This window comes from Streptosporangium sp. LJ11 (assembly GCF_051918945.1).
Classification (GTDB): domain Bacteria; phylum Actinomycetota; class Actinomycetes; order Streptosporangiales; family Streptosporangiaceae; genus Streptosporangium.
Map to the genome: position 1 here is coordinate 175564 of NZ_JBPXMB010000005.1, position 23829 is coordinate 199392.

Annotated in this window: 21 protein-coding genes; 9 read left to right on the forward strand and 12 right to left on the reverse strand. The window is 71.6% G+C overall.

The features are described 5' to 3' along the window. The first annotated feature begins 38 nt into the window (after window positions 1-38). Both ACTOQ3_RS09845 and ACTOQ3_RS09850 read left to right on the forward strand, forming a co-directional pair. Window positions 39-542 carry a CinA family protein gene (locus ACTOQ3_RS09845; protein WP_440083036.1) on the forward strand — a complete coding sequence of 168 codons (504 nt, stop codon included), beginning with the start codon at window positions 39-41 and terminating at the stop codon, window positions 540-542. A gap of 207 nt (window positions 543-749) precedes the next feature. Beyond that, on the forward strand, window positions 750-1097 hold the full coding sequence (locus ACTOQ3_RS09850) for a helix-turn-helix domain-containing protein (protein WP_030904158.1): 348 nt from the start codon (window positions 750-752) through the stop codon (window positions 1095-1097). Here ACTOQ3_RS09850 and ACTOQ3_RS09855 read toward each other — a convergent pair. From ACTOQ3_RS09855 to ACTOQ3_RS09865, 3 genes are all read right to left on the reverse strand, one after another. Continuing rightward, window positions 1094-1885: a DNA-formamidopyrimidine glycosylase family protein gene (locus ACTOQ3_RS09855; protein ID WP_440083037.1), complete on the reverse strand. Its 792-nt coding sequence runs from the start codon at window positions 1883-1885 to the stop codon at window positions 1094-1096. The two genes, ACTOQ3_RS09850 and ACTOQ3_RS09855, sit on opposite strands and share 4 nt — an antisense overlap. Window positions 1886-2089: 204 nt before the next feature. Further along, a complete protein-coding gene (locus ACTOQ3_RS09860; protein ID WP_362677550.1) occupies window positions 2090-2539 on the reverse strand; it encodes an RrF2 family transcriptional regulator in 450 nt (149 codons plus the stop codon). 20 nt (window positions 2540-2559) lie between these two features. Continuing rightward, the gene (locus ACTOQ3_RS09865; RefSeq protein ID WP_440083038.1) at window positions 2560-4230 is read right to left on the reverse strand and encodes a condensation domain-containing protein; all 1671 of its coding nucleotides are present in this window, start codon (window positions 4228-4230) and stop codon (window positions 2560-2562) included. 307 nt (window positions 4231-4537) lie between these two features. On the opposite strand from ACTOQ3_RS09865, the gene ACTOQ3_RS09870 reads away from it, so the two are divergent. After that, on the forward strand, window positions 4538-5716 hold the full coding sequence (locus ACTOQ3_RS09870) for an ROK family protein (protein WP_440083039.1): 1179 nt from the start codon (window positions 4538-4540) through the stop codon (window positions 5714-5716). Between the two features lie 133 nt (window positions 5717-5849). Next, window positions 5850-7067 (forward strand): hypothetical protein, encoded by a 1218-nt coding sequence (locus ACTOQ3_RS09875; protein WP_440083040.1) that lies wholly within the window; start codon window positions 5850-5852, stop codon window positions 7065-7067. A 30-nt stretch (window positions 7068-7097) separates the two neighbouring features. Here the strand turns inward: ACTOQ3_RS09875 and ACTOQ3_RS09880 are convergent, their stop codons facing one another. Beyond that, window positions 7098-7487: a hypothetical protein gene (locus tag ACTOQ3_RS09880; RefSeq protein ID WP_440083041.1), complete on the reverse strand. Its 390-nt coding sequence runs from the start codon at window positions 7485-7487 to the stop codon at window positions 7098-7100. 179 nt (window positions 7488-7666) lie between these two features. Between ACTOQ3_RS09880 and ACTOQ3_RS09885 the strand changes: the two genes are divergently transcribed. Beyond that, the gene (locus ACTOQ3_RS09885; protein ID WP_440083042.1) at window positions 7667-8950 is read left to right on the forward strand and encodes a condensation domain-containing protein; all 1284 of its coding nucleotides are present in this window, start codon (window positions 7667-7669) and stop codon (window positions 8948-8950) included. 353 nt (window positions 8951-9303) lie between these two features. On the opposite strand, the gene ACTOQ3_RS09890 is transcribed toward ACTOQ3_RS09885, so the two are convergent. The 4 genes from ACTOQ3_RS09890 to ACTOQ3_RS09905 form a co-directional block, all read right to left on the reverse strand. After that, entirely contained in the window at window positions 9304-10758 is a 1455-nt protein-coding gene (locus tag ACTOQ3_RS09890; RefSeq protein ID WP_440083043.1) for a glycoside hydrolase family 3 protein, read from the reverse strand. A gap of 123 nt (window positions 10759-10881) precedes the next feature. Further along, window positions 10882-11787, reverse strand: coding sequence for a carbohydrate ABC transporter permease (locus ACTOQ3_RS09895; RefSeq protein WP_440083044.1), 906 nt, complete (start codon window positions 11785-11787; stop codon window positions 10882-10884). Next, window positions 11784-12797 (reverse strand): carbohydrate ABC transporter permease, encoded by a 1014-nt coding sequence (locus ACTOQ3_RS09900; RefSeq protein ID WP_440083045.1) that lies wholly within the window; start codon window positions 12795-12797, stop codon window positions 11784-11786. The genes ACTOQ3_RS09895 and ACTOQ3_RS09900 overlap by 4 nt, the downstream gene beginning before the upstream one ends. A 2-nt stretch (window positions 12798-12799) precedes the next feature. Then, on the reverse strand, window positions 12800-14134 hold the full coding sequence (locus tag ACTOQ3_RS09905) for an extracellular solute-binding protein (protein WP_440083046.1): 1335 nt from the start codon (window positions 14132-14134) through the stop codon (window positions 12800-12802). 205 nt (window positions 14135-14339) lie between these two features. Here ACTOQ3_RS09905 and ACTOQ3_RS09910 point away from each other — a divergent pair, with 205 nt between their 5' ends. Together ACTOQ3_RS09910 and ACTOQ3_RS09915 are read left to right on the forward strand one after the other, a co-directional pair. After that, window positions 14340-15533, forward strand: a complete 1194-nt coding sequence (locus tag ACTOQ3_RS09910; protein WP_440083047.1) for an ROK family protein — start codon at window positions 14340-14342, stop codon at window positions 15531-15533. Window positions 15534-15596: 63 nt separating this feature from the next. Then, window positions 15597-16241, forward strand: a complete 645-nt coding sequence (locus tag ACTOQ3_RS09915) for a M15 family metallopeptidase (RefSeq protein ID WP_440083048.1) — start codon at window positions 15597-15599, stop codon at window positions 16239-16241. 163 nt (window positions 16242-16404) lie between these two features. On the opposite strand, the gene ACTOQ3_RS09920 is transcribed toward ACTOQ3_RS09915, so the two are convergent. The 4 genes from ACTOQ3_RS09920 to ACTOQ3_RS09935 form a co-directional block, all read right to left on the reverse strand. After that, complete coding sequence (locus tag ACTOQ3_RS09920) at window positions 16405-16929, reverse strand: NUDIX domain-containing protein (RefSeq protein ID WP_440083049.1); 525 nt, start codon at window positions 16927-16929, stop codon at window positions 16405-16407. A gap of 132 nt (window positions 16930-17061) precedes the next feature. After that, window positions 17062-17871: a hypothetical protein gene (locus ACTOQ3_RS09925; RefSeq protein ID WP_440083050.1), complete on the reverse strand. Its 810-nt coding sequence runs from the start codon at window positions 17869-17871 to the stop codon at window positions 17062-17064. A 199-nt stretch (window positions 17872-18070) separates the two neighbouring features. Then, complete coding sequence (locus ACTOQ3_RS09930; protein WP_440083051.1) at window positions 18071-18664, reverse strand: DUF4291 domain-containing protein; 594 nt, start codon at window positions 18662-18664, stop codon at window positions 18071-18073. A gap of 102 nt (window positions 18665-18766) precedes the next feature. After that, on the reverse strand, window positions 18767-19840 hold the full coding sequence (locus ACTOQ3_RS09935; protein ID WP_440083052.1) for an alkene reductase: 1074 nt from the start codon (window positions 19838-19840) through the stop codon (window positions 18767-18769). Between the two features lie 110 nt (window positions 19841-19950). Here ACTOQ3_RS09935 and ACTOQ3_RS09940 point away from each other — a divergent pair, with 110 nt between their 5' ends. Both ACTOQ3_RS09940 and ACTOQ3_RS09945 read left to right on the forward strand, forming a co-directional pair. Continuing rightward, window positions 19951-20328 carry a MerR family transcriptional regulator gene (locus tag ACTOQ3_RS09940; protein ID WP_440083053.1) on the forward strand — a complete coding sequence of 126 codons (378 nt, stop codon included), beginning with the start codon at window positions 19951-19953 and terminating at the stop codon, window positions 20326-20328. A gap of 287 nt (window positions 20329-20615) precedes the next feature. After that, window positions 20616-23744, forward strand: coding sequence for a BTAD domain-containing putative transcriptional regulator (locus ACTOQ3_RS09945; protein ID WP_440083054.1), 3129 nt, complete (start codon window positions 20616-20618; stop codon window positions 23742-23744). The last annotated feature ends 85 nt before the right edge of the window (window positions 23745-23829 follow it).

Sequence of the window (23829 nt, forward strand, 5' to 3'; positions counted from 1 at the left end):
AAGGCGGGCGGCGTGGGCCGCGACACGAGGCGGGTCACATGAGCCGGCACCTGCTCGCGGCCACCGAGGTCCTCTCCCTTCTCGTCCGCAGGGGCGAGACGGTGGCGGTGGCCGAGTCGCTGACCGCCGGGCTCGTCTGCGCGTCCCTCACCGGCCCCCCGGGGGCCTCCGCGGCCTTCCTGGGCGGGGTCGTCTCCTACGCCACCGAGCTCAAGCACCGGCTGCTGAACGTCCCCGCGGACCTGCTCGCCCGCGAGGGGGCGGTGCACCCGGAGGTCGCCGCCGCCATGGCCGACGGGGTGCGCCTTCTCGCCGGTGCCACGTACGGGCTGGCGGCCACCGGAGTGGCCGGCCCGGACCCCCAGGACGGTAAACCGGTGGGCACCGTGCATCTCGCCGTTAGCGGACCGGACGGGCGGGTATGGCACCGGGATCCGCGGCTCGCCGGGACGCGTGACCAGATCCGGGAGATGACCGTGAACGAGGCCGTGGACCTCCTCCGAGGTGTGCTGGAGACGAACGTGAGGGAACATTCAGGATGATTACCGCGTTACGTCCCCAGCGAACATGCTCCACATGGTCTGCCGCGTTGTCGGTCCATACAGGTACGGTGGAACGGTGAGTGAGGTAAAGGTCAAGCGATGATGACGGCGAGGAGTATGTACCAAGGGTCGCGTTCGAAGAACGGGCGGCACGAACCGATAGCGCGGAGTGTCGTGAAGACATCCGCGCCGGGGAGGGAGCGACAGATGGTCCTGCTGCGTCAGCTGCTCGGTGACGTGCTGCGGCGGCTGAGGGTGCGGCAGAGTCGCACCCTGCGTGAGGTGTCCACACTGGCTCGGGTTTCTCTTGGCTATTTGTCCGAGGTTGAGCGTGGTCAGAAGGAGGCCTCTTCAGAGCTGCTCGCGTCGATCTGCGGTGCCTTGGGCGTGCCGCTTTCACAGGTTCTCCGTGAGGTTTCCGATCAGTTCGCCCTGGCCGAGCTGCAGCATGCTCCGGTGCTGGCGGGAGACGTCCCCGAACGGGAGCGTCTACCGATTCCCGAAACCGTGCCTGATTCCGTGTTTCCCGAAGTCAACGACATGGTCGCCGCCTAGCCGGTCGGTTCTTCCGGCTGGCAGTGACGGCACCAGACGATCAGCCGTTCCTGCGGCTGTGCGCCCATCTCCCCACGACTGATCCGACGCCCGCAGCGCAGGCAAGGCCGCCCGGCCCTGCCGTAGACCCAGGTGCTCCGTCCCGGACGGAGGTCGCCTGTCGTCGTCCTGCTCGGGCGTTCCTTGTTGGCGTCCAGCAGCCGCCACGCGATCGACACGATCGTTCTCAGGTCCTCAACCGCCTCCACGGGTCGCCACGGCGACACTCCGGCGAGGAAAAGCGTCTCGGCGCGATAGATGGTGCCGATTCCCGCCAGGTTGCGCTGATCGAGCAGCGCGACCCCGATGCTCGTCTCAGGCCGTCCTGCCAGCCGTCGCACGGCCTCCGCCTCGTCCCAGTCCTCTCCGAGCAGATCGGGGCCGAGATGCCCGACGAGCCGCCCCTCCTCCGCGGTCGAGACCAGGTCGACCATGCCCAGCCGCACCCCGGCCGCCTGCCATCGCTCGTTGGCCAGCACCAGGCGGACGACGTCGCCCCCGGGCAGCCTCCGCCCCGCGGGTGAGATCTGCCAGCTGCCCTCCATCCGCAGGTGGGTGTGGACGGTCAGCCCGCCCTCGACCCTGGTGAGCAGGTGCTTGCCGCGCGAGACGGTCTCCAGCACCGCGCGCCCGGTCAGGTCGGCCGTGGAGTGACGCGGCACGCGAAAGTCCGAGCGGGTCAGCACCCGCCCGTCGAGCGCCCGGCCGAGACGCAGGGCGGAGAGATGGATGACGTCACCCTCGGGCACGGCGCCCCTCCCGGGGCGCGGGCCGGTTCCGGGGCGCGGGCCGGTCCTGTGCGGCGAGCCGGTTCCCGGACATGAGCCGGTTCCGGGGCGCGGGCCGGTCCTGTACGGTCAGTCGGCTCCGGGGCGCGGGCCGCTCCCGGGAGGTGAGCCGGTGCCGTGCGGGCCGGGCCGGCCGGACCCCGGTGGGTGGCCACACCGGCATGGTCAGTCCCAGGCCGCGGGGTCGGCCGACAGGCTGCGGACCCGGTCGGGAAGGGCTCCGGTGGCCACGTTCTCGAGGGTGACCTCCTCCAGGATCGCCCGCTCGCTGGCGCGCAGCGCGATCCAGACCTGCTGCAGCGACTCGGCGGGACCCCGGTAGCCGACATGCTCGGGCCGTTCCCCCCTGACGTTGGCGAGCGGGCCGTCAACGGCGCGGATCACGTCGGCGAGGCTGATCTCGGCGGGCGGGCGGGCCAGCACGTAGCCCCCCTCGGGGCCGCGCTGGCCGCGTACCAGCCCGGCGCGGCGCATCTGGAGCAGGATGTTCTCAAGATACTTGGGAGGCATGTCCTGCTCCTTGGCCAGCTCACCCACCGTGGTAGGGCCGTCACCCGCGGCGGCGAGTTCGGCGGCGGCACGGAGGGCATAGTCGACACGAGCGGATAGGCGCATGTAACCGATTATCCCGCCTGCTATTGGTTACTTACGCGCGCGGGGCCGACGGAGATGGAGTGGCGTCCGTCCCCCTCGGTGACGACGGGCCCGTAGAGCGACGCGCCGGTGGGCTCCGGCGCGTGCACGACGTAGTGGTGAGGCGCCATCGCGGAGGTGCGGCCCGGCAGCAGGGCGAGGCAGGCGGCGCGGATCTCCTCGGGGGTTCCTGAGGTGACGTGGCAGGTCAGACGCCCTTCCGGGTCGTGCGTCACCAGGTGGGGACGTCCCTGGACCGCCTCGCCGACGAGCCGTTCCACCGCGCCGAGGTTCACCCAGCAGAAGTCGGTGTAGATCCATTCCGGGCCGCGCTCGATAGGTGAAATTCCCGACATATACGAAATGTCGGCAGCCTGGACGTCTCCGTCTCCGGCCGCGATCAGCAGCCGGATGATCCCGATCCCGAAGCCCTCCGCCTCCGCCCGGCTCATCACCCGTGGATCGATCCAGAGTGTCAGGTCGACCACGTCCTCCAGCCGGTTGGCCCAGAGCGCGAGGTGTGCGGGGAGCGAGGCCGCCGGAAGCCAGTCGCACTCGACCTCGGCGGACGGCTCGGGTTCGGGCTCGGGGACGGTGACGCCGCTCATGTCGTTGAAGACGCAGTCACGGGCGAAGTCCACCCCCCGTTCGGCGTTGACGGCCTCGATCACCTCCCACAGGGCGGTGGAGTCGAAACGGCTGTGCTGGTATCCGGACAGGGACGCGGCGCGGAAGCGGCGGATCGCCTCGTCGAAGGTGGAGACGTCGAGATCCGCGGTCATCAGCGCGTCCTGGGCCAGTGGCCCGACGTAGTCACGCAGCTCGGGTCGCACCCGGTTGCTCGCCAGCGACGCGATCACGCAGGACCGCTGGGTGGTGCGCAGGCCGATGAGGACCCCCAGGGCGGCGAGCGTGATCGCCGAGCGGCTGGCGCCCGTGCGGCTCGCGACGGCGTCCAGCGCCCTGGCCGCCACCGCCGAGCGGACCCGCAGCCGGGACCGGATCGCGTCGGCGTCGGTCCCGGCCGCCTCGGCGATCGCGAACATCGACTGCGGTGCCCGCCTGAGCCCGTTCTCCCAGTGCCGCAGGGCGGCCTCGGTCCGGCGCAGGGCGGCCGGGGTGCCCTCCGCGGTCGCGAGGTCCAGCGGCTGCATCGGGCACGGCGACGGGACGGCGATCCCCCGGATCAGTCGCTCCCACTCCCTCATGACGGTGGCCAGCCCGATGGCGTCGACCGAGGTGTGGGGCAGGACGAAGGTCACCAGACGGGGCGCCTCCCCATCGGTGATCACGGCGACCCTGATCGGGAGCTCGGTCCGCAGGTCGAACCGGGTGCCCTGCATGCGCAGGCCCACCTCCTCGGCGACCTCGTCGAGGAGCCCGGTCTCCGCGCCGTGCACCTCGACGGGCAGGAAGCCGGAACCGGCCACGACCTGGACGTCCGAGTGGATGGTGGCTCGCAGTCCCTCGTGCCGGGAGAGCAGGCGCCCGATCGCCTCGGTGACGGCGGACAGGGGCGTTCCCCCGGGGAGGCGCTTGGTGACGCGGAAGTTCATGTGGAGCGGCGGGTCGCGGAGCACGCAACGCGCCATGTTGGCCTGGCCCATGGTCATGGGCCCCTGCCGGGCCCGCAGACCCGTGTATTCGGCTGGGATCGTGATGACGGTGTCCATGTCGAAACCTGCCTCGCCACCCGACGGCAAGGGTCTTACTGAAAAGAACCTTTACCGTTTTCGGGAGTGTTCCACGTGCCGGGCCGACGTCGCAAGCCCTTGGTTTCCGGGCATCGTGGTGGTGGGCGGGAGAGCGGTGCCGGCGAAACGGCGATGAGCAGGGACGCGACGCGGCCGGGAGGCCCCCGGTAGCCCTCCGTGGCGTCCGGGCGGCGCTAAACTATCAGGAAGCCTTATTAAGAATAGAACCGTTATTCTTGATCGAAAGTAATCGCGACGGGGAAGCGGCGAACAAGAGAGCATGCGTATGGAGCGACGTCCTGGCGTGCCCAGGCTATTGAGGGAGATCAACGACAGGGCCGCCCTGGAGCTGCTGCTCGCCTCCGGGCCACTGACGCGGGGGCAGATCGGCGAGCTCACCGGCCTGTCCAAGGTGACGGCGTCGCAGACGCTCGCCCGGCTGGAGGGGCGCGGACTGGTCGAGGTGGCGGGGGAGCAGGCGGGGGGCCGCGGGCCCAATGCCGCGCTTTATGGAATTATTTCCTCCTCGGCCTATGTGGCGGGTCTGGACGTCGGCCCGGAATTCGTGACGACCGCCATCGCCGATATCCACGGAGAGATCGTGGCCGAGGTGCGGGTGGCGCCGAGCGGGCACGACGATCCGGTGGCCCTCGTGCACAACGCGGTGGTCAAGGCGTGCCGGTCGGCCAAGGTCGCGCTCTCCAAGCTGCGCTCGGTCGTCATCGGCACCCCGGGCGTGGTCGACCCCCGCACCGGCGACGTGCGGTTCTCCTTCGACCTGCCCGGCTGGCACGAGGGCATCCACGAGGCGCTCGCGCGTGACCTGCGACGCGACGTCAGGATAGAGAACGACGTGAACCTCGTCGCCATCGCCGAGCGCACGTTGGGTGCCGCCCGCGAGGTCGACGACTTCGTGCTGCTCTGGGTGGGCCGCGGTATCGGCCTCGGCGTCGTGCTCGGAGGGCGGCTGCACCGGGGCCGGTCCGGCAGCGCGGGCGAGATCGGCTACCTGCCGGTGCCGGGGGTGCCGCTGGCCGAGGACGTACGGGCCGTGCCCGGCAGGCTGCCGTCGCTCGCCGGGGGCCTGCAGTCCCTGGTCAGCGCCGAGGCGGTCGCCGAGCTCGCCGCGACGTACGGCTTCGAGGGGGAAAGCGCCGCCGAGTGCGTCGCGGCGGCGGTCGCGGCGGGCAAGCGGGGAGAACCTTTGATCGACGACATCGCGGGGCGGCTGGCGCTGGGGGTGGCGTCGGTGTGCGTCGTGCTCGATCCGGGGCTCGTGGTGCTCGCGGGGGAGGTCAGCAGGGCCGGGGGTGACGAGCTCACCTCCAGGATCGAGGAGGCGGTGGCCAGGAGCTGCCCGGTCCGGCCGCAGGTGGTGGCGAGCGAGGTGGGCGGCAATCCGGTGCTGCGCGGGGCCGTCATCGCCGCCCTGGACCAGGCCAGGGAGGAGATCTTCGCCTCCTGAGCCCCGGATCCGGGATGTCCGGCGGGTGGGAGCCCTTCTCGGCGAACGGCCGTCGCGCGACGGGTAAGACCCCCTATGCTGGCGCGGAAATGTCATGAAAAAGACATCTTTCCGTGATCGGGGATGGGAACAAATGACGGCTGTCATCGCCGTGCTGCATGCCGAGGACGTCGCCCTGGAGTTCGTCTCCGTCCTGCGGGACCACGCCGACCAGGACGTCCTGGTGGTCGTCGGGCAGGCGAGGGCGAGCGTGACCCTGCCGGGAGGGCTGTCCCTGCGGGAGCGCCTGGAGCTGCTCGGGCCCCTGGTGGAGCCCGGGGGCAACACCGCGGAGCTGCCCGTCCCCGCCGACGTCGCCGCCCTGCTCGGCGAGGCGCCGGCGCCGGCGCCCGATGAGATCTGGACCCACTCGCCCGCCGACCACCGCATCCGCCGGGCACGGTTCGGCTGGATCGTCTCCCGCGCCGTGTCGCCGTTCCCGGGGTCCTCGGCGTCCTCGGCGTCCTCGGCGTCTTCGCCCTCCTCGCTGTCCTTACCGGCCGTGACCTGCTCGGTCGGTGACAATCCCTTCCTGCAGACGATCGCCGGCACGGCGACCGCGATCACCGGCGCCGAGGCGGAGGCGAAGATCGGTTTCATCAACCGGCGCGCCGGTGAGCTGCTGCGTAGCCGGGTGGCCGACCGGCTCGTCACCACCGACCGGGTGCCGGCCGTCGAGAGGTTCTTCACCGCGAGCGCCGCGCAGGCCAACCGCCTGTATGCGCTGATCTCCAGCCTCGGGGACGACGCCGCGGTGGCCGACGACCCGTGGGAGTTCGGGCGCTCGGCGTACGAGGCCGCCCGGCTGGACGCGACCGCCGCGTGGACCGCCCGCTGGTGCTCCCCCCAGGACGGGCCGATCGTGGAGGTCGGGGCGTGCCAGGGCGAGCTCACCCGGCGGCTGTCGGGGAAGGGTTACCGGGTCCAGGCGACCGAGCCCAACGCGGGGTTCCGCGCCCGCCTGGCCGAGCGGGCGGAGCCGGGCGTGGAGGTGCTCCCGGACAGCCTGGAGGATCTCGCCGACCACGGTGAGCGCCAGGCGGCGGCGTACCTGCTCGTCGAGATGCTCTACCACGACCAGGATCTGGCGCTCCTCGACCGGCTGCCGACCGATCTGCTCCTCGTCGCGCTGGAGAGCGGTCAGCTCAACGAGCGGATCTGGCCCTGGCTGCGCGAGCAGTCCACCTGGCGGGTCGCCGAGCGCGTCGAGCTCGCTCCGCCGACCCTGGAGTCCGTCTGCGACGGGCTCGCCTACCTGCGCAAGCGGGGCAGCCGCGGTCTCGTCCTGGCCAGGGCCGGGTGGCGGCGATGAGCCGGGAGACGGTCGTGGCCTCGCCGCGCGTCACGTCTCATCGTGAGACGCGCGGCAGGTCCAGCCCGATCTCGCGGGCGGCCCGCTCGGCCGGCACGGGGTCGTCCACCGCGCCGAGCGCGAGGTTGCCGGGACCGGGCTGCCGGTGCGCGCCTCCAGCCGGGTGACGTCGCCCGCCTCCTCGTCGGTGGCGATCACCAGGTCCGGGTTCTCCGCGTGCGGCGCGGCGGTCAGCGCCCTGATCTGCTCGCTGTCCACAAGATTCCGGGAGTAGAGCGCAACCCCGCCGGGTCCTTCGGCGAGCCGCCTGCGTAGCCGGTCGGGCACTTCCACGCCCACGAACCCGGGTTGCGACACGGTGTCGGCAAGCCCGGCCGGTTCGGGGCTCGCGCCGCTCGTCCGGCCACCGTGAACGATCATCAAATCCTCCAGGTCGGTTCGTGGCAAGCCGCTTGTCTCGGGCGTACCGCATGTGTAGCATTCGGTTGCGTAAATAGACAGGAAAGTTTCCTAATAATTCCTTGTCGGGACCGCATGTCAGGGGCGACGCAGCCCCGGCGCCTGCCCGAAGCGAGTCACCCACGAGGGAGACGGACAGGATGTCGCACGCCCCCTTCGACCTGCGGGGAATCCCGCTGGCGCTTCACCTGAACGGTCCCGTCGACGTTCCGGCGCTGGTGGGCGCGTGCGCCGCCGTGGCCGGCAGGCATCCGGTGCTCGGCCGCGTCAGGGTCACCCGCACGGAGTCGACCCCGGAGCGCTATCCCGGGATCGCCGCGGCCGAGGCCGCCCGCCCGTTCGACCTGGAGCGCGGCCCGCTCGCCCGGTTCACGCTCGTCACGGTGGGTCCCGAGCGCGTCAGGCTGCTCTTCACGGCGCACGGGCGGGTGTTCGACGGGGACTCCAAGGACGTCCTGATCCGCGATCTGGCCGACGCCTACTTCGCGCGGGCCGCCCTGCCGGGGCCGGCGTCGCCGTCCTGCCCGGTCCCGCGGCCGTACGGGCCGTCACCGGGCCCGCCGTCCGGGCGGGCGGACCGGCCCGGCGGTTCCGGGGTGGACGGCTGGGCCTCCCCGGCACCGCCCGACGGCGCCGAGGAGTTCTGGAAGGAGCGTGACCGCGCCCCCTGGGAGCTGGTCCTGCCCGGCCTGCGCGCCGTCCCGCACGGCATCGGTCCCGGGGAGATCGTCGAGATGGTGCTCGGCGGCACGGAGTCCGGAGCCCTCACCGAGGCCGCCGCGGCGCTCGGCGCCACCAGGTTCGAGCTGCTGCTGGCGGCCGTGGGCGTGCTGCTGCGACGGTACGGCACCTCCGCGTCGCCGCTCGCCCTCGACCTCGGCACCCGCACCCGCGAGACGCGCGACCGCATCGGGCCGTTCGTGGCGCGGGTGCCGTTCGTCCCGCACCCCGACCTCGGCGAGGGGTTTCCCGACCACCTGCGCACGGTCCGGGCCGAGCTGCGCGCCATGTACCGGTTCCGGCACGCGCCGCCGGACCCGCCCTCCTCGCCGGTCCTGCTCAGCTACCGCAGGAGGGCGGCCGTCCCGGAGTTCCCCGGTGTCGGGGTGGGTGTGGAGTGGACGGTCTTCAACGGGGCCGCCCGCGGCGCGCTGCACATCCAGGCCGTGGACGCCGGCCCGAGTCTCACCCTGGGCCTCCGCTTCAACCCCGCCGCGATCGGCCACGACGACGTGTCCGGGATCGCGGGTCACCTGCGCGCGCTGCTGCGCGCCATCTCCGTGGAACCCCGCGCGAAGGTCGCGGATCTGGCGGAGCCACCCCACCCCACGCTCCATGAGGAGCCTTCCGTGACCGACCTGTTCGTCCCGGCCGCCGACGACGTGACGGAACCTCCCGCCGGGGAGGATCCGGTCACCGTGTAGGTGCGGAGATCTGGCGGGAGGTACTCCGCCTCGACGACATGAGGTGTCGCCCGCGAGCGGAGCAACCGGCCGTTCGGCCTGGCCGACGGGCCGCCGCCGCGGGCGGCCCCGGTACGTACCGGGGCCGACGAGCGCGTCCTGCGCGCCGTCCCTGACGGCGTCCTGATCGTCCTCGGCGCCTTGACGGGGAGTACGCGTCTTGAAGGGGGGTACGCGACGCGCGAGGAAAGACGAGGAAAGGCACGGCCCGCCCCCGCGGTTCTCGCGGGGGCGGGCCGTGCCGTCGCCGGTACGTCTCGTCGGCCCGGTGTTTCCGGTCGACGGGACGAGCCGGTGGGATGTGGCCGGTTCCGTCAGACGCCGAGGAGCTCGGCGGCGGCCTGGGCGTTGGCGCGGGCGGCGCCGTAGGTGGCCAGGTAGGTGACGCCCTCCGGGCGCCAGATCGGCAGGCCCATCTCGACCACCGTGGCGTCGGGACGGGCGGCCAGCAGCGCGGAGACCACCGACTGGCTGGCCTCGTAGCGGTGGGCGTCCTTGACGACGACGATCAGGGAGCGGCCCGAGGCGCGTTCCAGGATGTCCGGCACGTCGGCCGCCTCCGGCTTGACCCGCAGCACCTCCGCCTGCGGCAGCAGCGGCGTGAAACCCCACGGCACGTCGCCGACCGCGATGGTCGGCGGGGTGTCCACCTCGACCACCAGCGGGTCGACCAGGGGAGACGCCGAGCCGGTGAGGCTGACCGCGCGGCGGGCGGCGGTGAGGCCGATCACGTCCCGCTCGGCCTCACCGGTGCGGGGCGTGCCGAACCAGCCGCGCAGGGCGGCGACCCGCTCGGCCGCCGCCTCCAGGCGGGCCGCGGGAAGCCGTCCGTCGTGGACGGCCGCGACGATCTCGTCCACGATGCGGCGGACGTCGTCCTCGGTGGGGATCGGGCCGAGGCAGAGCAGATCGGCTCCGGCGGCGAGGGAGAGCACCGAGCCCCCGGCGAGACCGTACGCGGCGGTGACGGCCTTCATGTCGAGGGCGTCGGTGACGATCACACCTTCGTAGCCCATCTCGCCGCGGAGCAGGCCGGTCAGGGCGGCGGGGGAGAGCGTCGCGGGAAGCGCGCCGGTGACGGCGGGCACGCGTACGTGCGCGGTCATGATGGATCTGGTCCCGGCGTCGATCGCGGCGCGGAAGGGCACCAGCTCGCGCTCGCGCAGCAGTTCCACGGAGGCGTCGACGAGCGGGACCTCCAGGTGGGAGTCCTGCCGGGTCGCGCCGTGGCCGGGGAAGTGCTTGACGCAGGCGGCCACCCCCGCCGACTGCAGGCCGTGGACCGCGGCGACGGTGTGCCGGGCGACGAGCGCGCTCTCCGCCCCGAACGAGCGGGTGCCGATCACCGGGTTGTCCGCGGCGGTGTTGACGTCCGCGGACGGGGCCATGTCCAGGTTGACGCCGCAGCGGGCCAGGTCGTCGCCGATGGACCGGTAGACCCGCCGGGTGAGCTCGACGTCGTCCACGGCGCCGAGGGCGGCGTTGCCGGGGTACGGGCTGCCGACGTGGTAGGCGAGCCGGGTGACGTCACCCCCCTCCTCGTCCAGCGATATGACCGGATCGGCGGCCTCGCGCAGGCGGGAGGTGAGAGCGGACAGCTGTGCGGCGTCGGCGACGTTGAAACCGAAGAGGGTGACGCCGCCGAGACCGTTCTCCAGCTCCCGCAGGACCCACTCGGGTGCCTCGGTGCCCTGGAACGCGGCGAGCAGCGTGCCGGCCGCGAGACGACGCAGCCCCTGATCGCCGCGATCCGCGATGAACTCAGACATGGCGGTAGGTGTTCCTTACCTGAGATGTAGGGGGGTGTCGGACATGGATGTAAGCAAAGAAAACAGAACAGTGCCGGTACGGCCCGCGCCTTGTGGGTGCGTGCCGTACCGGCACCAGTGGGATCAGCCCTTGACGGCACCCGCGACGAGGCCGGAGACCATCCGCCGCTGCACCAGAAGGAAGAAGACGATGACCGGGATGGTCATCAAGGTGGAGGCGGCCATGATGGCGCCCCAGTCGACCGACCGCTGGCTGACGAAGTAGCGCAGCGCCACGGGCATGGTGTAGCTGCCCTGGTCGCTGATGAGCGTCAGCGCGAACACGAACTCGTTCCACGCGGTGATGAACGAGAAGATGCTGGTCGCCACCAGCCCGGGGGCCACCAGAGGGAACAGCACCTTCCAGAAGGTGGCGAACCGGCTGGCGCCGTCGATCCAGGCGGCCTCCTCCAGTTCCTTGGGCACCGCCGCGACGAAGGTACGCAGCATCCAGATGGCGAACGGCAGCGTCATCGCGACGTTCACCACGATGAGGCCGAGAAGCTGGTCGTACAACCCGGCCCGCCTGACCATGATGAACAGCGGGATGAGCAGCGCCTCGCCGGGGACCATCTGCACGATGAGCAGCAGGATCAGGAACGAGGTGCGGAAGCGGAACCGGAAGCGGGCCACCGCGGTCGCCGCCAGCAGGGAGAACACCGCGCCGATGAGCACGGTGCCGAGGGCCACGATGGAGCTGTTGAGCAGGTAGCGCCAGATGGAGTGGCCGGCGACGCCCTCGGTGAAGACTCGCGTCACGTGTTCGAGCGTGGGGTCGGTGGGGAAGGGGATGAAGTCCGTCGTGAAGATCTGCTCGCTGCTCTTGAAGGCCGTGGTCACCATCCAGTAGACGGGGAACACCGCGAACAGGAACACCACGACGGCCAGGGTGTTCAGGCCGATCTTGCCGAGCCGCTTGCGCCTGCCCGGGTTTCCCCTGGGCGCGCGGGCGGGCGCCCTGCGGGGTGCCCGTGTGTCGTAGGTGGTCATCGCACGTCCTCCGTCTTCACGATCTGGCGGACGTAGAAGAAGGTGATGACGAGCAGGATCAGCGTCAGCACCACCGCGATGGCCGCGCCCATGCCCATCTTGGGCGGCGCGCTGAAGGCCTGGGTGAAGGCGAACAGCGACAGGTTGAACGCCTCCCGGTTGGACGTGCCGCCCGCCAGCACGAACAGCTGGGTGAAGACCTTGAAGTCCCAGATCACCGAGAGCACCGTCAGCACCGCGAAGACCGGCTTCAGCAGCGGGAAGGTGATCTTCCAGAAGATCCGCCACGCGGAGGCGCCGTCCACCCTGGCGGCCTCGTACAGCTCCTGGGAGATGCTCTTCAGCCCGGCCAGGATCGAGACGGCGATGAACGGGAACGACGCCCAGACCACCGCGAGGATCAGCACGACGTAGATGGTGAACGCGTCGTTCAGCCACGGTTCGCCGGTCCAGTCGGAACGGCCGAACAGCAGCGAGGAGAACCAGTCGGGCAGCGCGTTCAGCAGCCAGTTGATGACGCCCGACTCCGCGTCGAACAGCCAGCGCCAGATGATCGCGGTGGCGATCTGCGGGGTGGCCCAGGCGGCCATGATGCCGACGATCAGGAAGGTCGACATCTTCTTGCCCAGCTTGTGCAGGAGCAGGCCGACCAGCGTGCCGAGGATCAGGGTGCCCGCCACCGTGACGACGGCGAAGACGACGGTGTTGCGCAGCGACGTCCAGAACAGTTCGGACTCGACCAGCTTCTGGTAGTTCTCGAAGCCGACGGACTCGGCCGGCGCTCCCCGGACCTGTCGCAGTCCCACGTTGTGGAAGGACATGACGACCATCTGGTACAGCGGGTAGAGCAGCAGGCCGGCGATGACGAGCAGGCCGGGGACGAGCAGCGCGTAGGGGACCACCCAGGCGGGCAGTCCGCCGGACCTGCGCGGGGGCGTGGCGCCTCGGTGCCCCCGCGCCGGGACGGAGGGGGTGCCCCCGTCCCGGGCGATGGTTGAGGTGTTGGCCATGGTTACTGGTTCAGGATCTCTTCGAGTTCCTTGTTGGCGTCGGCCAGCGCGGTGTCGACGTCCTTCTTGCCCTCGATGACCGAGCGGGCCGCGCTCTGCAGGACCGCCTTGGTGTCGTTCGCCTCGGCCCAGTTGGTGTCGTTCGGGAAGCCCTTGGCGACCTTGAAGGTCTCGGCGAACGGCGCCTGCACCGGGTCGGCCGCGTACTCGGTCAGAGCCTCCGGGTAGAGCGGGAGCAGGCCGCCCTCCTTGGCGTAGCGGGTGCCGAACTCCTTGCCGGCGGCCAGCTTGACGTACTCGGCGGACAGCTCGACGTTCTTGGTGTCCTTCCAGATGGCGATGTCGTTGCCGCCCTGGAAGGCCGGGGCCGGGCCGCTGCCGTCCTTGGCCGGGAGCGAGAAGAAGGCCATCTTCGCGTCGTCGACCTTGCCGCCGCTCTGCTCCTTGATGGTGGTGATGTCCCAGCCGCCGGTCACGTACATGCCGACCTTGCCGTTGGCGAAGCGGGTCGCGATGTCCACCGAGTTCTGGGTCAGGGCGGACTTGCGCGAGACGCCGTGCTTGGTCACCAGGTCGGTGTAGTACTGGAAGCCCTCCTTGAAGCCGGGCTCCGTCAGCTTGCCGACCCACTTGCCGCCCTCGAACGCGGCGAAGTCGCCACCGGCCGACCAGACGAACGGCGACAGCGACATGTTGGCGTCGGAGCCGCCGTTGAAGGCGAAGCCGTCGACGTCCTTGCCCTTCTCGGCGACGATCTTCTTGCCCGCCGCGACGAGGTCCTCCCAGGTCTTGGGCACCTCGATCTTCAGGTCCTCGAACCAGTCCTTGCGGTAGAGGACGGCGCGGGTGCCGCCGCCCCACGGGGCGGCGTAGATCTTGCCGTCCACCGTCTCGTAGCCCCACAGGTTCTGCGGGATCTGCTGGAAGTCGGGCGTGGCCTTGACGACGTCGGTGATGTCGGTCAGCGCGTCCTGCGCGACCCACGCGGCCACCTGGTCGTTGCCGAACTCGGTGACGTCGGGGCCCTCGCCGCCGGCGAGCGCGGCGGTCCACTTGGCCTGCGCGTCGGGCCAGGGCACCCACTGGAGCTTGACGTCGGCGCCGGTGGTCTCCTTGAACTTGGCGTTCAGGTCGGCCATCAGCTTGTTCTGCTTCTCGTCGGGAGCGCCGAGGCGCCAGACGGTCAGCGTCTGACCTGCGAACTTGGGGCCGGACGCGGCGGGCGCCGACGCCTGGTTGTCGGCGGCCGGTGCGGGCTCGCTGCTTCCACACGCGGCGAGACCCAGGGCGAGGGCGGCGGTGGTTGCCGTCGTGGTGGCGATTCTCGCGAACTTCACTGGAGTTCTCCCTTTCAGGCTTTCGCCGGGGTTTGCGCTCTGCTATGGCCGGGGTCCCCCGCGACCCTCTGCACTCACTGGGAGCGGTCGGAACTACCGCAACCCGCGGTTCCGATCGCTTGCCTGCGGGCTGACTAGGGTTAAACTAACAAGAAACTTTCTTAAAAGAAACGATCGTTAGCGGATCGTGACGGGGAGGACGACCTTGCCCACACGCCCGGGGACCCCCCGGTTGTTGCGCCGGCTCAACGATCGCGCGGCGCTGGAACTCCTGCTGTCCAGCGGCCCTCTCACCCGGGCTGAGCTGGGAGAACATACCGGGCTGTCCAAGGTGACCGCGGGTCAGCTGCTCTCCAGGCTCCAGGAGCGCGACCTCGTCGCCGTGGTCGGCGAGCAGGCGGGCGGCCGCGGTCCCAACGCCGCCCTCTACGGGGTGGTGCCCTCCTGCGCGTACGTGGTCGGGCTCGACGTGCTGCCCGACAGGATCAGCGCCGGGGTCGCCGACATCACCGGCACCCTCGTCGCCGAGGTCTCCGCCGACCCCAGCGGGCACGAGGACCCGGCACGGCTGGTGCGGAGCGCGGTGAGCCAGGTGTGCGCGTCGGCGGGCATCGGCGTCGACCGGCTGCGCGCCTTCGTGATCGGCACCAGGGGCGTCGTCGACCCCCGCACCGGTGACGTGCGCTTCTCCTTCGACCTGCCCTCCTGGCACAACGGCGTGCTCGCCGAACTCCGCCGTGACCTGGGTGTCCCGGTGACGATAGAGAACGACGTGAACCTGGCCGCGCTGGCCGAGCGCGCGTACGGGGCCGCGCTGGGCGTCGACGACTTCGTGCTCGTCTGGGCGGGGGTCGGGCAGGGGCTCGGCGTCATGCTGGGCGGGCGGCTGCACCGCGGCTTCACCGGCGGCGCGGGCGAGATCGGCTGGCTCCCCGTGCCCGGCGAGCCGCTCCCCACCGACGTGAGCGAGCCCCAGTCGGGCTCGTTCCAGCGCCTGGTAGGCGGCGACGCCGTGACCGGGCTCGCGAACGCCCACGGCATCGGCTCCTCCGTCTCCGGGAACTCGGGGGCCTCCGGGGCCGGTTCCGTGGGAGAACACGTCCGCACGGCCGTCGCGGAGGGCGCCGAGGCGTTCCTGGACGAGCTGGCCGGGCGGCTGGCCGTCGGCGTCGCCGCCGTCGCGGTGGTCCTGGACCCCGGACTCATCGTGCTCAGCGGCGACGTCGGCAGGGCCGGCGGCGACGCGCTCGCCGCCAGGGTGCAGGACGCCGTCGCCCGGGTCTGCCCGAGCCAGCCCCGGGTCGTGGTCTCGCGGGTCCAGGGCAACCCCGTGCTGCGCGGCGCCCTGGTGTCGGCGCTGCAGCAGGCCCGGGAGCAGGTGTTCTCGGACACGATCTGACGTCCCGCGCGACGGATCGCACCGGGGTCCGCGCACTGTGGCGCTTGGGGAAGAATTGCCACCATGCCTGACATCGTTCTGATCTCCGATGCCCGAGTCGCCGCGATCCCCGTCGAGGAGTCAGGGGAGCGGCTGGTCGACGTCCGGGGGCGGCTGCGGACGGACGGGCGGCTCGCCGACCCCCAGGGGGCCTTCGCCCACCTCAGGCTCGGGCTGCTGACCAGGCTGGAGGAGGCGCAGGCGCAGCTTCCCGGGGGATACCGGCTGCTGGTCGTGGAGGGGTACCGGCCACCGGCGACGCAGAAGGAGATCTTCGACGGATACTCGGCGGAACTCCGTGCGCTGTATCCGGATATGTCGCCCGCGGAGCTGCGAGCCGCGGCGAGCCGCTACGTGTCGCCCGTCGAGATCGCCCCGCACACCGCGGGAGCGGCGGTCGACCTGACCCTGTCCACCGAGGACGGGACCGAACTCGACATGGGCACCCGGCTCAACGCCACCCCCGAGGAGAGCGGCGGCGCCTGCTACACCGACGCCCCCGGACTGTCGCCCGAGGCCCGCCACCACCGCAAGCTCCTCGGCGTCGCCCTGGAGGCGGCCGGCCTGGTCAACTACCCCACCGAGTGGTGGCACTGGTCCTACGGCGACCGCTACTGGGCCCTGACCACCGGCGCCCCCGCCGCCCTCTACGGCCCCCGCGCCTTCTGACCTTTCCGTACGGCGGTTGAGAAGCGGTACTTCGCGATCGTGGGGTTGTACTGATCAATGAACGCGGAGCAGGTCGGTTCTACTCGCCGAACGTGAGCGGTGGGACGTCGTACCTGCTCAGGATCTTGGGTCGGGGTTAACCGTGCGCAGAACGCTTCGCCTTCTACGACTCGGTGAGGACGTAGAGCAGCGCGGCCATGCTGGTGCCGCTCACGATGTCACCCTTGCCGACCAGCTCGTGGATGTCGGCGAGGGGCACCCACTCGACGCGCTCGGCCTCCCATGTCTCGGTCGGCGGGCCGATGTGGGTGGAGCTGTCGGCGCGGAAGATGTGGTGGACCGAGTCCGAGATCCCGTTGGTCGGCTGGATGCACAGCAGCGGGCGCAGCGCTCCGGGTCGCCATCCGGTCTCCTCCTCGACCTCCCGGGCGGCGGCGGCGATCGGCTCCTCGCCGTCTTCGATCTTGCCGATGGGGATCTCCCAGCCCCACGAGTCGGTGATGAAGCGATGCCGCCAGATCAGCAACACCCGGTGCCGATCGTCGGTGACGACGGCCCCGGCCCCGGGCGCGGTACGGATCAGCCGGTGGTCCAGATGCCTGCCGTCGGGAAGCTCCACATCCGCCACCCGGACATCGAGCCACCGGTCGGTGTAGAGCGGTTCTTCGGAGTGAACCTGCCAGCGCATGCGGCGTACTCCCAGCGTGGGTGTCTGATCTCGGCACCACGCTACAAGGACACGCGTGCCTGCCGGTGTGCACGCGTCAGAAACTCTTCGACCACGCGGGCATCGAAGGGCCGTAGCGCGTCGGATCGTCGATCACCAGAAGCTGACGACGAGGTGCTTGGGCGGGGCCGTGATCCTGACGGGGGTTCCCCACCCTCGATAGATGAAGTTCATCGTCATGGTCTCGACCTCATCGCCGGCGTACTTCGAGGTGAACCTCATGATGGCGTGGAAACGTCTCGGCAGGTCGTCCGGGCCCACCCAGAGTTTCCAGGTGATCGGCTCGTTCCACGACGCTCCCTCTTCCTCCTCGGTCCTGAAGTACATTCCGGCCTGTCTCTCGTCCAGGCCGGGAACCGTCACCGTGCCGCTGTGGAGGGTCGTCCTCACCCCCTCGAAGGTTCCGCCGTCGGAGCTGGTCGCACCGTGGGAGGCGACCAGCTTGAGGAAGCCCGGGTTGATCCCGTTGATCAGGTCCTCTCCCCAAATGACCCCGGCGAAATTCCGCCCGGACTCCCATTTCCCCACTGTCGACGGTGACTTCCAGACGTACTTGCCGTCCTTGGAACGCACGTAGGCCTGTGAGTAGAAGTCCCGGCCGATGCTGATTCCCCGGGACCGGCCTGTCCCCTCTGGTTCCTGGGAGATCGTCGTGGTGTCGGCGGCGTACACGCCCGAAGCTTTGAAGCGGTACGCGCCGGACGCCTTCATATCCGAGGTGGGTGGGGGTCCGCCACGTCGCTTGACGGAGAAGCGCACGCCGCTCTGCTTCGCGAACTGCTTCTTGATCGCTTTGACGACGGAGTCGAGGGACTTCGCTTCGGGAGCCGCGTGCACGGCGCCGCCGGGAATCGCGACGCTCAGCAGGCCGGCCACCACCAGGGCGACGCTCATGCGTTTCATGCGCCGATCATCACGGGTGATCATCTCGATCTCGTCACGGCAGGTCCTTACTCGATCGGCCGGATCGGGAAGAAGTCGGTGACGGTCTATCCGACTCCATGGAGGCGTGGGACACGGAGAACCGACGGTGAACCGGCCTGGCCGAACCGGTCGAGTTCGGTGCGGCGGTGTGGGATTCAGGGGGCCTGCGCCGCCGCGCTTACGGACGCAGGTGAGCCAGAAGCTCGTCCCCGGCGGGGTAGGGACGTTCCTCGGGCAGGAGCCGGGCCGCGGTACCCGGTTCGCCCTCGCGCAGGAGAGCGTGGATCTCGCGGACGAGTGGAGTGACGTCGGTAATGGCGACCGTCCACTCGTCCGAGTACCGGCGCGCGCTCTCACCCGAGAGGCCGAGTTGCAACGAGCGGTAGGGCAGCGGCCGCAGGTGGAGATCGCGTTCGGGGTCCCACTGCACCCGGACCGGCGCGTGCTTCAGCCGCCGCCTCCAGGCGGTCCGGTCGAGGTGAAGCCCGGACTCGTAGTGCGACAGGCACGCGTGGCGCAGGGCCCATTCGAACCCCTCGCGGGTGATCTCGATGGCCAGGACGGTTTCCTGTTTCTCCTTGGTGCCCCAGCCGCAGCGGTACATCATCCATAGGAACGATGGTTTGACCCACGTCATCCTGTCTCGCTTCCAGGTGGCCGGGAAGCGGCCGCAACGAGCGGCGGGGAGACCGATCTCCGGAGTGTAGGCCTGGTAGACGGTGATCGTGGACGCGCTGTGGACCGCCCGGATCCCGTGCTTCGGTTCTTCCATGGTGGACAGGATGGGCCCGGCCACACGGGAGAAGCCATCCGTTTACCGTCATGATCGATCGGTGGCGCAATCCGTGTGATCCGGCCGGCGGCCGGAGCGGCGTCAGGCGGTGTGCTGGTACGTCGAGTAGGTCAGGTAGCCCGCGTCACCGCCCTGGTAGTACGTCGCCTCGTCGACGGGAGCGATCGGCAGGCCGGTACGCAGCCGCTCGACCAGGTCGGGGTTGGCGAGGAACCCGCGGCCGAAGCTGATGAGGTCGGCGCCCAGCCCGAGCCAGTGGTCGGCCTCGGCCCGTCCGGTCTGTTTGGGGCCCATCGGCAGCACCGGGTTCAGGATGAGGGTGCCCGGCCACGCGCGGCGCAGCCCGATCAGCACGTCCTCGTCGGTGGTGGCCTCGAGATGGACGTAGGCCAGGTCGAGGTGGGACAGCTCGGTCAGCAGCGCGGTGTACAGCTTCGGAACATCGGTCTCCCGCACCCCCCAGAACGTCCCGCCCGGGGAGAGGCGGATCCCGGTCCTGGCCCCGCCGACGGCTTCGGCGGTCGCGGACACCGCTTCGACGACGAATCGGATCCGGTTGGTCACCGAGCCTCCGTAGCGATCCGTGCGCAGGTTGGCGTTCGACGAGAGGAACTGCGAGATCAGGTAGCCGTTCGCGCCGTGCAACTCCACGCCGTCGAAGCCGGCCTCGACGGCCCGGCGGGCGGCCCGGCCGTAGGACTCGGCGTGCTCGGGCACCTCGGCGGTGTCCAGGGCGCGCGGTGTCGGCGCGGGCCGGGGCCCGGATGGTGTGAACACGTCGCCGACGGCCGGGACCGCCGAGGGCCCGACCGGCCGCATGCCGGTGGTGGCGGGATGGGAGACCCGTCCGCCGTGCATGAGCTGGGCGAAGATCCGCCCGCCGCTGGAGTGCACGGCGGCGGTCACCGGGCGCCACGCGGAGACCTGCTCATCGGTGTGCAGTCCCGGCGTGCCCGGGTTGGACTGCCCGATCAGGCTCGGCTGCACGCCCTCGGAGATGATCAGCCCGGCCGTCGCGCGCTGGGCGTAGTACGTCGCCATCGACGGTGTCGCCAGCCCGCCGGCGGCGGCCCGGACTCGCGTCATCGGGGCCATCACCATCCGGTTGGGTAGCGTCAGGTCGCCGAGCCGATAGCTGTCGAAAAGGGTCGTCACGTCTTCCTCCATGGTCGTCGATCCCGGATTGCGGGTACGGCGAGTACGCTAGAAGCTCACATCCATGTCAGGGGCAAGTCCTGTGCCGCAGATCACAGTGGGAGGGCGACGTGCGCATCGGTGAACTCGCGTCACGGACCGGGGTCAGTGTCCGGTCGCTGCGCTACTACGAGGAGCAGGGACTGCTCACCAGCACCCGCAGCGCCAGCGGACAGCGGCACTACACGGACGACGAGGTCGAACGGGTCGCGTTCATCCAGCGCCTGTACACCGCGGGCCTGTCGAGCCGCACCATCGCCGAACTGCTCCCGTGCACCGAATCGCCCAGCACGGAGAACTCCGACGCCGCCCTGGAACGGATGGCGCAGGAGCGCGACCGGCTCTCCGCGCACATCGCCGATCTCATCCGCACCCGCGACGCGCTCGACGGGCTGATGGCCACGAACCGAGCACATCGTGAGCAGCTGCGGGCACCGCTGGCCGGCTGACCACCGCCGACGGCCCAGCGGGCGGCCGAGGGTGTCATGGACGGGCCACGCCCGGGTTCGCCGGCGCGGTGCCGGGGACGGGCTCGGCGGTCTACTCGGTAAGCCCTTCGGGAGTGTTCTGGCCGTGGTCGGCAGGACGCACCGAGTGCCTGAGGTCTCCACGGCCGACCGGCTCCTACCGGTACGCCGGGCGCGAATCCCGGCGTCGGCGGCGGCCATCGCGGTGTCGAACCCGGACCGGTCCTCGGTGGCCTTCCGCATCGGAGGCGTGGGAGACAATCGGGGCCATGCGGTTCGGCGTCCTCGGTCCCCTGGAGGTGCGGTCCCCCACCGGTGAGGAGATCTCCGTGGGCGGGCCCAGGCCGCGTGCCCTGCTCGTGATGCTGCTGCTGGACGCGGGCAGGGTGGTCGGCGTCCAGCGCCTGATCGACGGCCAGTACGGTGACGATCCCCCCGCCGGTGCCGCCAACGCGGTACAGGCCCAGGTCTCCCGGCTGCGCCGGAGCCTGCCCGGCGAGGTGATCGAGTTTCACGGGACCGGCTACCGGCTCGTGGCCGACCCCGACGACGTCGACGCCCACCGGTTCGAACGGCTGGCCCGCGATGGCCGGCGGCTGCTGGCGGAGGGGCGTCCCGCGGTCGCCGCCGGTCCGCTGCGGGAGGCGCTCGGCCTGTGGCGCGGGCCCGCGCTGGCCGACCTGCCCTTCGGGCGGACGTGGGCGGCCCGGCTGGAGGAACTCCGGCTGACCGCGACGGAGGATCTCGCGGAGGCGGAGTCGGCCCTCCCCGAGGGCGGCTCGGTGGTCTCGGTGGCCGAACTGCGGCGGCTGGTGGCCGAGCATCCGCTGCGGGAGCGGCTGCGGGGCCGGCTGATGCTCGCCCTGCGGGCGGCGGGGCGGCAGGCCGAGGCGCTGGCGGTGTTCGAGGAGGCCAGGCGGCTGCTCACCGAGGAACTCGGCACCGATCCCTCACCCGAGCTCGCCGCGATCCATCTGGACGTCCTGCGCGCCGGGCGACCCGCGCCGCCGCCACGGCGGAGGCTCGCGGCCCAGCTCACCAGCTTCGTGGGACGCGAGCGGGAGCTGGAGCGGATCGGCGCGCTGCGCGACTCACGGCTGATCACGATCACCGGACCCGGCGGCACCGGCAAGACCCGGCTGGCGATCGAGGCGGCCGGACGCGGACGGCGCGAGGTGTGCTTCGTCGACCTCTCCCCGCTCGACGGGCCGGGCGGCGGTGACCAGGCGGCGCGGGCGGTGCTGGGCGCGCTCGGGCTGCGTGAGCCCGGGTTCCACACGCCGCGCCCGGCCGACCCCGTGGAGCACCTGGTGGCGGCACTGGCCGAGCGCGAACTGCTGCTGGTCCTCGACAACTGCGAGCACGTGAACGCCGCCGTCGCCACGCTGGCCCGCAGGCTGCTGGGAGAGTGCCCCGGGCTGGCCGTCCTGGCCACCGGGCGCGAGCCGCTCGGCATCACCGGCGAGACGCTGGTGCCGCTGGCACCGCTGGAGACCCCGCCGCCGGACTCCTCGCCGCCCGCCGCCCTGGCCTCTCCGGCCGTGAAGCTGTTCGCCGACCGGGCGGCGGCCGTACGGCCGGGATTCGAGGTGCGGCAGGCCAACGTGGAGACGGTCATCCGGATCTGCGCGGCGCTGGACGGGCTGCCGCTGGCCGTCGAGCTGGCGGCCGCGCGGCTGCGCTCCTTCACCGTCGAGGAGATCGCCACGCGCCTGGCGGAGCACGGCCGGTTCCGGCTGCTGTCGCGCGGCGACCCCACGGCGGCGGCCCGTCACCGGACCCTGCGCGCGGTGGTGGAGTGGAGCTGGGACCTGCTCTCGCCCGCCGAGCAGGTGCTGGCCAGGCGGTTCTCCGTGTTCGCGGGAAGCGCGTCCCTGGAGGCGGCCGAGGTGGTCTGCGGGGTGGAGGACGCGGCCGGGCTGCTGGCCGACCTGGTCGACAGGTCGCTGGTCGTGGCGGACGGCGACCGCTACCGGATGCTCGACACGATCAGGCTGTTCTGCGCGGAACGGCTGGCCGAGGCGGGGGAGGAGGACCGCCTGCGCCGTGTCCACGCCCGCCACTTCCTCGACCTGGCGCGGCGCGCCGACCCCCACCTGCGCCGGGCCGAGCAGCTCCGGTGGCTGGCCAGGCTCTCCGCCGAGCACGGCAACCTGACGGCCGCGCTGCGCTGGGCCGTGCGCGACGACAGGGAGACGGGGCTGCGGCTGGTCGCCGCGCTGGCGGCGTACTGGTGGCTGGGAGGCCGGCGCGATCAGGCGGGGGAGGCGGCGGCCGAGCTGCTCGAGGCGACCGGTCGTCCCATCGCCGGGCTGGAGGAGGAGTACGTCATGTGCGTGGCGCACGCCGTACCCCGGGCGCTGCCCGACCACTGGGAACGGGCCGAGACGATCATGAGGTCGCGGGACCGGCCGCTGCGGTACCCCTTCGCCGAAGCGTTGTGGGGCATGTCCGCCGGGCCGCCTGAGCCGGCGCCGCCCGCCGGGCCCGAGACCGACCGGTTGTTCGGGTCCGATCCGTGGAGCCTGGCCCTGGTCGGGCTGGGTCGCGCCCTGCTGAAGGTGTTCGGCGGCGATCCGGCCGGGGGCGAGCGGGAGCTGGAGGAGGCGCTGGCCCGCTTCAGGTCCCTGGGGGAGCGCTGGGGGACGGCTCAGGGACTCGACTGGCTGGCCCTCGTCGCGGGCCGGCGCGGGGAGTGGGCGTGCGCCCGGGACATGTGGCGGGAGGCTCTGGAGCTGCTGGAGGAGCTCGGTGCCCTGGAGGAGACCGCGGACGTGCTGGGGCACCGGGCCGAGGCGCTGGCGCGCGAGGGCGACCTCGCCGCCGCGGCGGCCGACCGCCGGCGCGCCGGGGAACTCGCCAGGAAGGCGGGCGCGCCGGGCGTGCCCGCCGCGACGCATCTGGGGCTGGGGGAGATCGCGCGGCTCGAAGGCGATCTCCCCGGGGCCCGTCGCCGGATCGGCCTGGCGCTCCGGGAGGCGGAGGCCGGGGCCTTCGGCATGGAGTCGGTGCGGACGCGCGCGTTCACCGCGCTCGGACGGCTGGCCGAGGCCGAGGGCGATCTCGCCGGGGCCCTGCTCCACCATCGCCGGGCGCAGGCCCGCGCGCGCAGGTCGCCGCTGGGGATGGACCTCGCCGACGCCGTCGAGGGCCGGGCGGGGGCCGCCCTGCTCGAAGGGGCGGGGAGCCGGGCGGCGCTGCTGCTCGGTATGGCGGTGGCGCTGCGCGGGACGGCCGTGGCCGGTGACCGCGACGTCGCCCGGGTCGCCGCGGGCGCCCGCGATCTCATCGGCGCGGAGGCGTTCGCGTCGGCGTACGCCCGAGGGGCCGCGATGCGCCGCGACGAGGTGTTCACGGCGCTCGACGCGCTCGACGTGGACGGTGCGGGTGACGGCTGACGGCGCTCGACGCGGGCGACGGCTGACGGCGCCCGGCGCCGGGGAGACCCGGCTGTCAGCCGATGGTCGGCGAACTGTCAGCGCC

Bases quoted from the DNA above. Each gene is read 5' to 3' on its own strand.
- ACTOQ3_RS09845 (WP_440083036.1), top strand. From the start codon at position 39: ATGAGCCGGCACCTGCTCGCGGCCACCGAGGTCCTCTCCCTTCTCGTC.
- ACTOQ3_RS09850 (WP_030904158.1), top strand. From the start codon at position 750: ATGGTCCTGCTGCGTCAGCTGCTCGGTGACGTGCTGCGGCGGCTGAGG.
- ACTOQ3_RS09860 (WP_362677550.1), bottom strand. From the start codon at position 2,539: ATGCGCCTATCCGCTCGTGTCGACTATGCCCTCCGTGCCGCCGCCGAA.
- ACTOQ3_RS09865 (WP_440083038.1), bottom strand. From the start codon at position 4,230: ATGGACACCGTCATCACGATCCCAGCCGAATACACGGGTCTGCGGGCC.
- ACTOQ3_RS09870 (WP_440083039.1), top strand. From the start codon at position 4,538: ATGGAGCGACGTCCTGGCGTGCCCAGGCTATTGAGGGAGATCAACGAC.
- ACTOQ3_RS09875 (WP_440083040.1), top strand. From the start codon at position 5,850: ATGACGGCTGTCATCGCCGTGCTGCATGCCGAGGACGTCGCCCTGGAG.
- ACTOQ3_RS09880 (WP_440083041.1), bottom strand. From the start codon at position 7,487: ATGATCGTTCACGGTGGCCGGACGAGCGGCGCGAGCCCCGAACCGGCC.
- ACTOQ3_RS09885 (WP_440083042.1), top strand. From the start codon at position 7,667: ATGTCGCACGCCCCCTTCGACCTGCGGGGAATCCCGCTGGCGCTTCAC.
- ACTOQ3_RS09890 (WP_440083043.1), bottom strand. From the start codon at position 10,758: ATGTCTGAGTTCATCGCGGATCGCGGCGATCAGGGGCTGCGTCGTCTC.
- ACTOQ3_RS09895 (WP_440083044.1), bottom strand. From the start codon at position 11,787: ATGACCACCTACGACACACGGGCACCCCGCAGGGCGCCCGCCCGCGCG.
- ACTOQ3_RS09900 (WP_440083045.1), bottom strand. From the start codon at position 12,797: ATGGCCAACACCTCAACCATCGCCCGGGACGGGGGCACCCCCTCCGTC.
- ACTOQ3_RS09915 (WP_440083048.1), top strand. From the start codon at position 15,597: ATGCCTGACATCGTTCTGATCTCCGATGCCCGAGTCGCCGCGATCCCC.
- ACTOQ3_RS09920 (WP_440083049.1), bottom strand. From the start codon at position 16,929: ATGCGCTGGCAGGTTCACTCCGAAGAACCGCTCTACACCGACCGGTGG.
- ACTOQ3_RS09925 (WP_440083050.1), bottom strand. From the start codon at position 17,871: ATGAAACGCATGAGCGTCGCCCTGGTGGTGGCCGGCCTGCTGAGCGTC.
- ACTOQ3_RS09930 (WP_440083051.1), bottom strand. From the start codon at position 18,664: ATGGAAGAACCGAAGCACGGGATCCGGGCGGTCCACAGCGCGTCCACG.
- ACTOQ3_RS09945 (WP_440083054.1), top strand. From the start codon at position 20,616: ATGCGGTTCGGCGTCCTCGGTCCCCTGGAGGTGCGGTCCCCCACCGGT.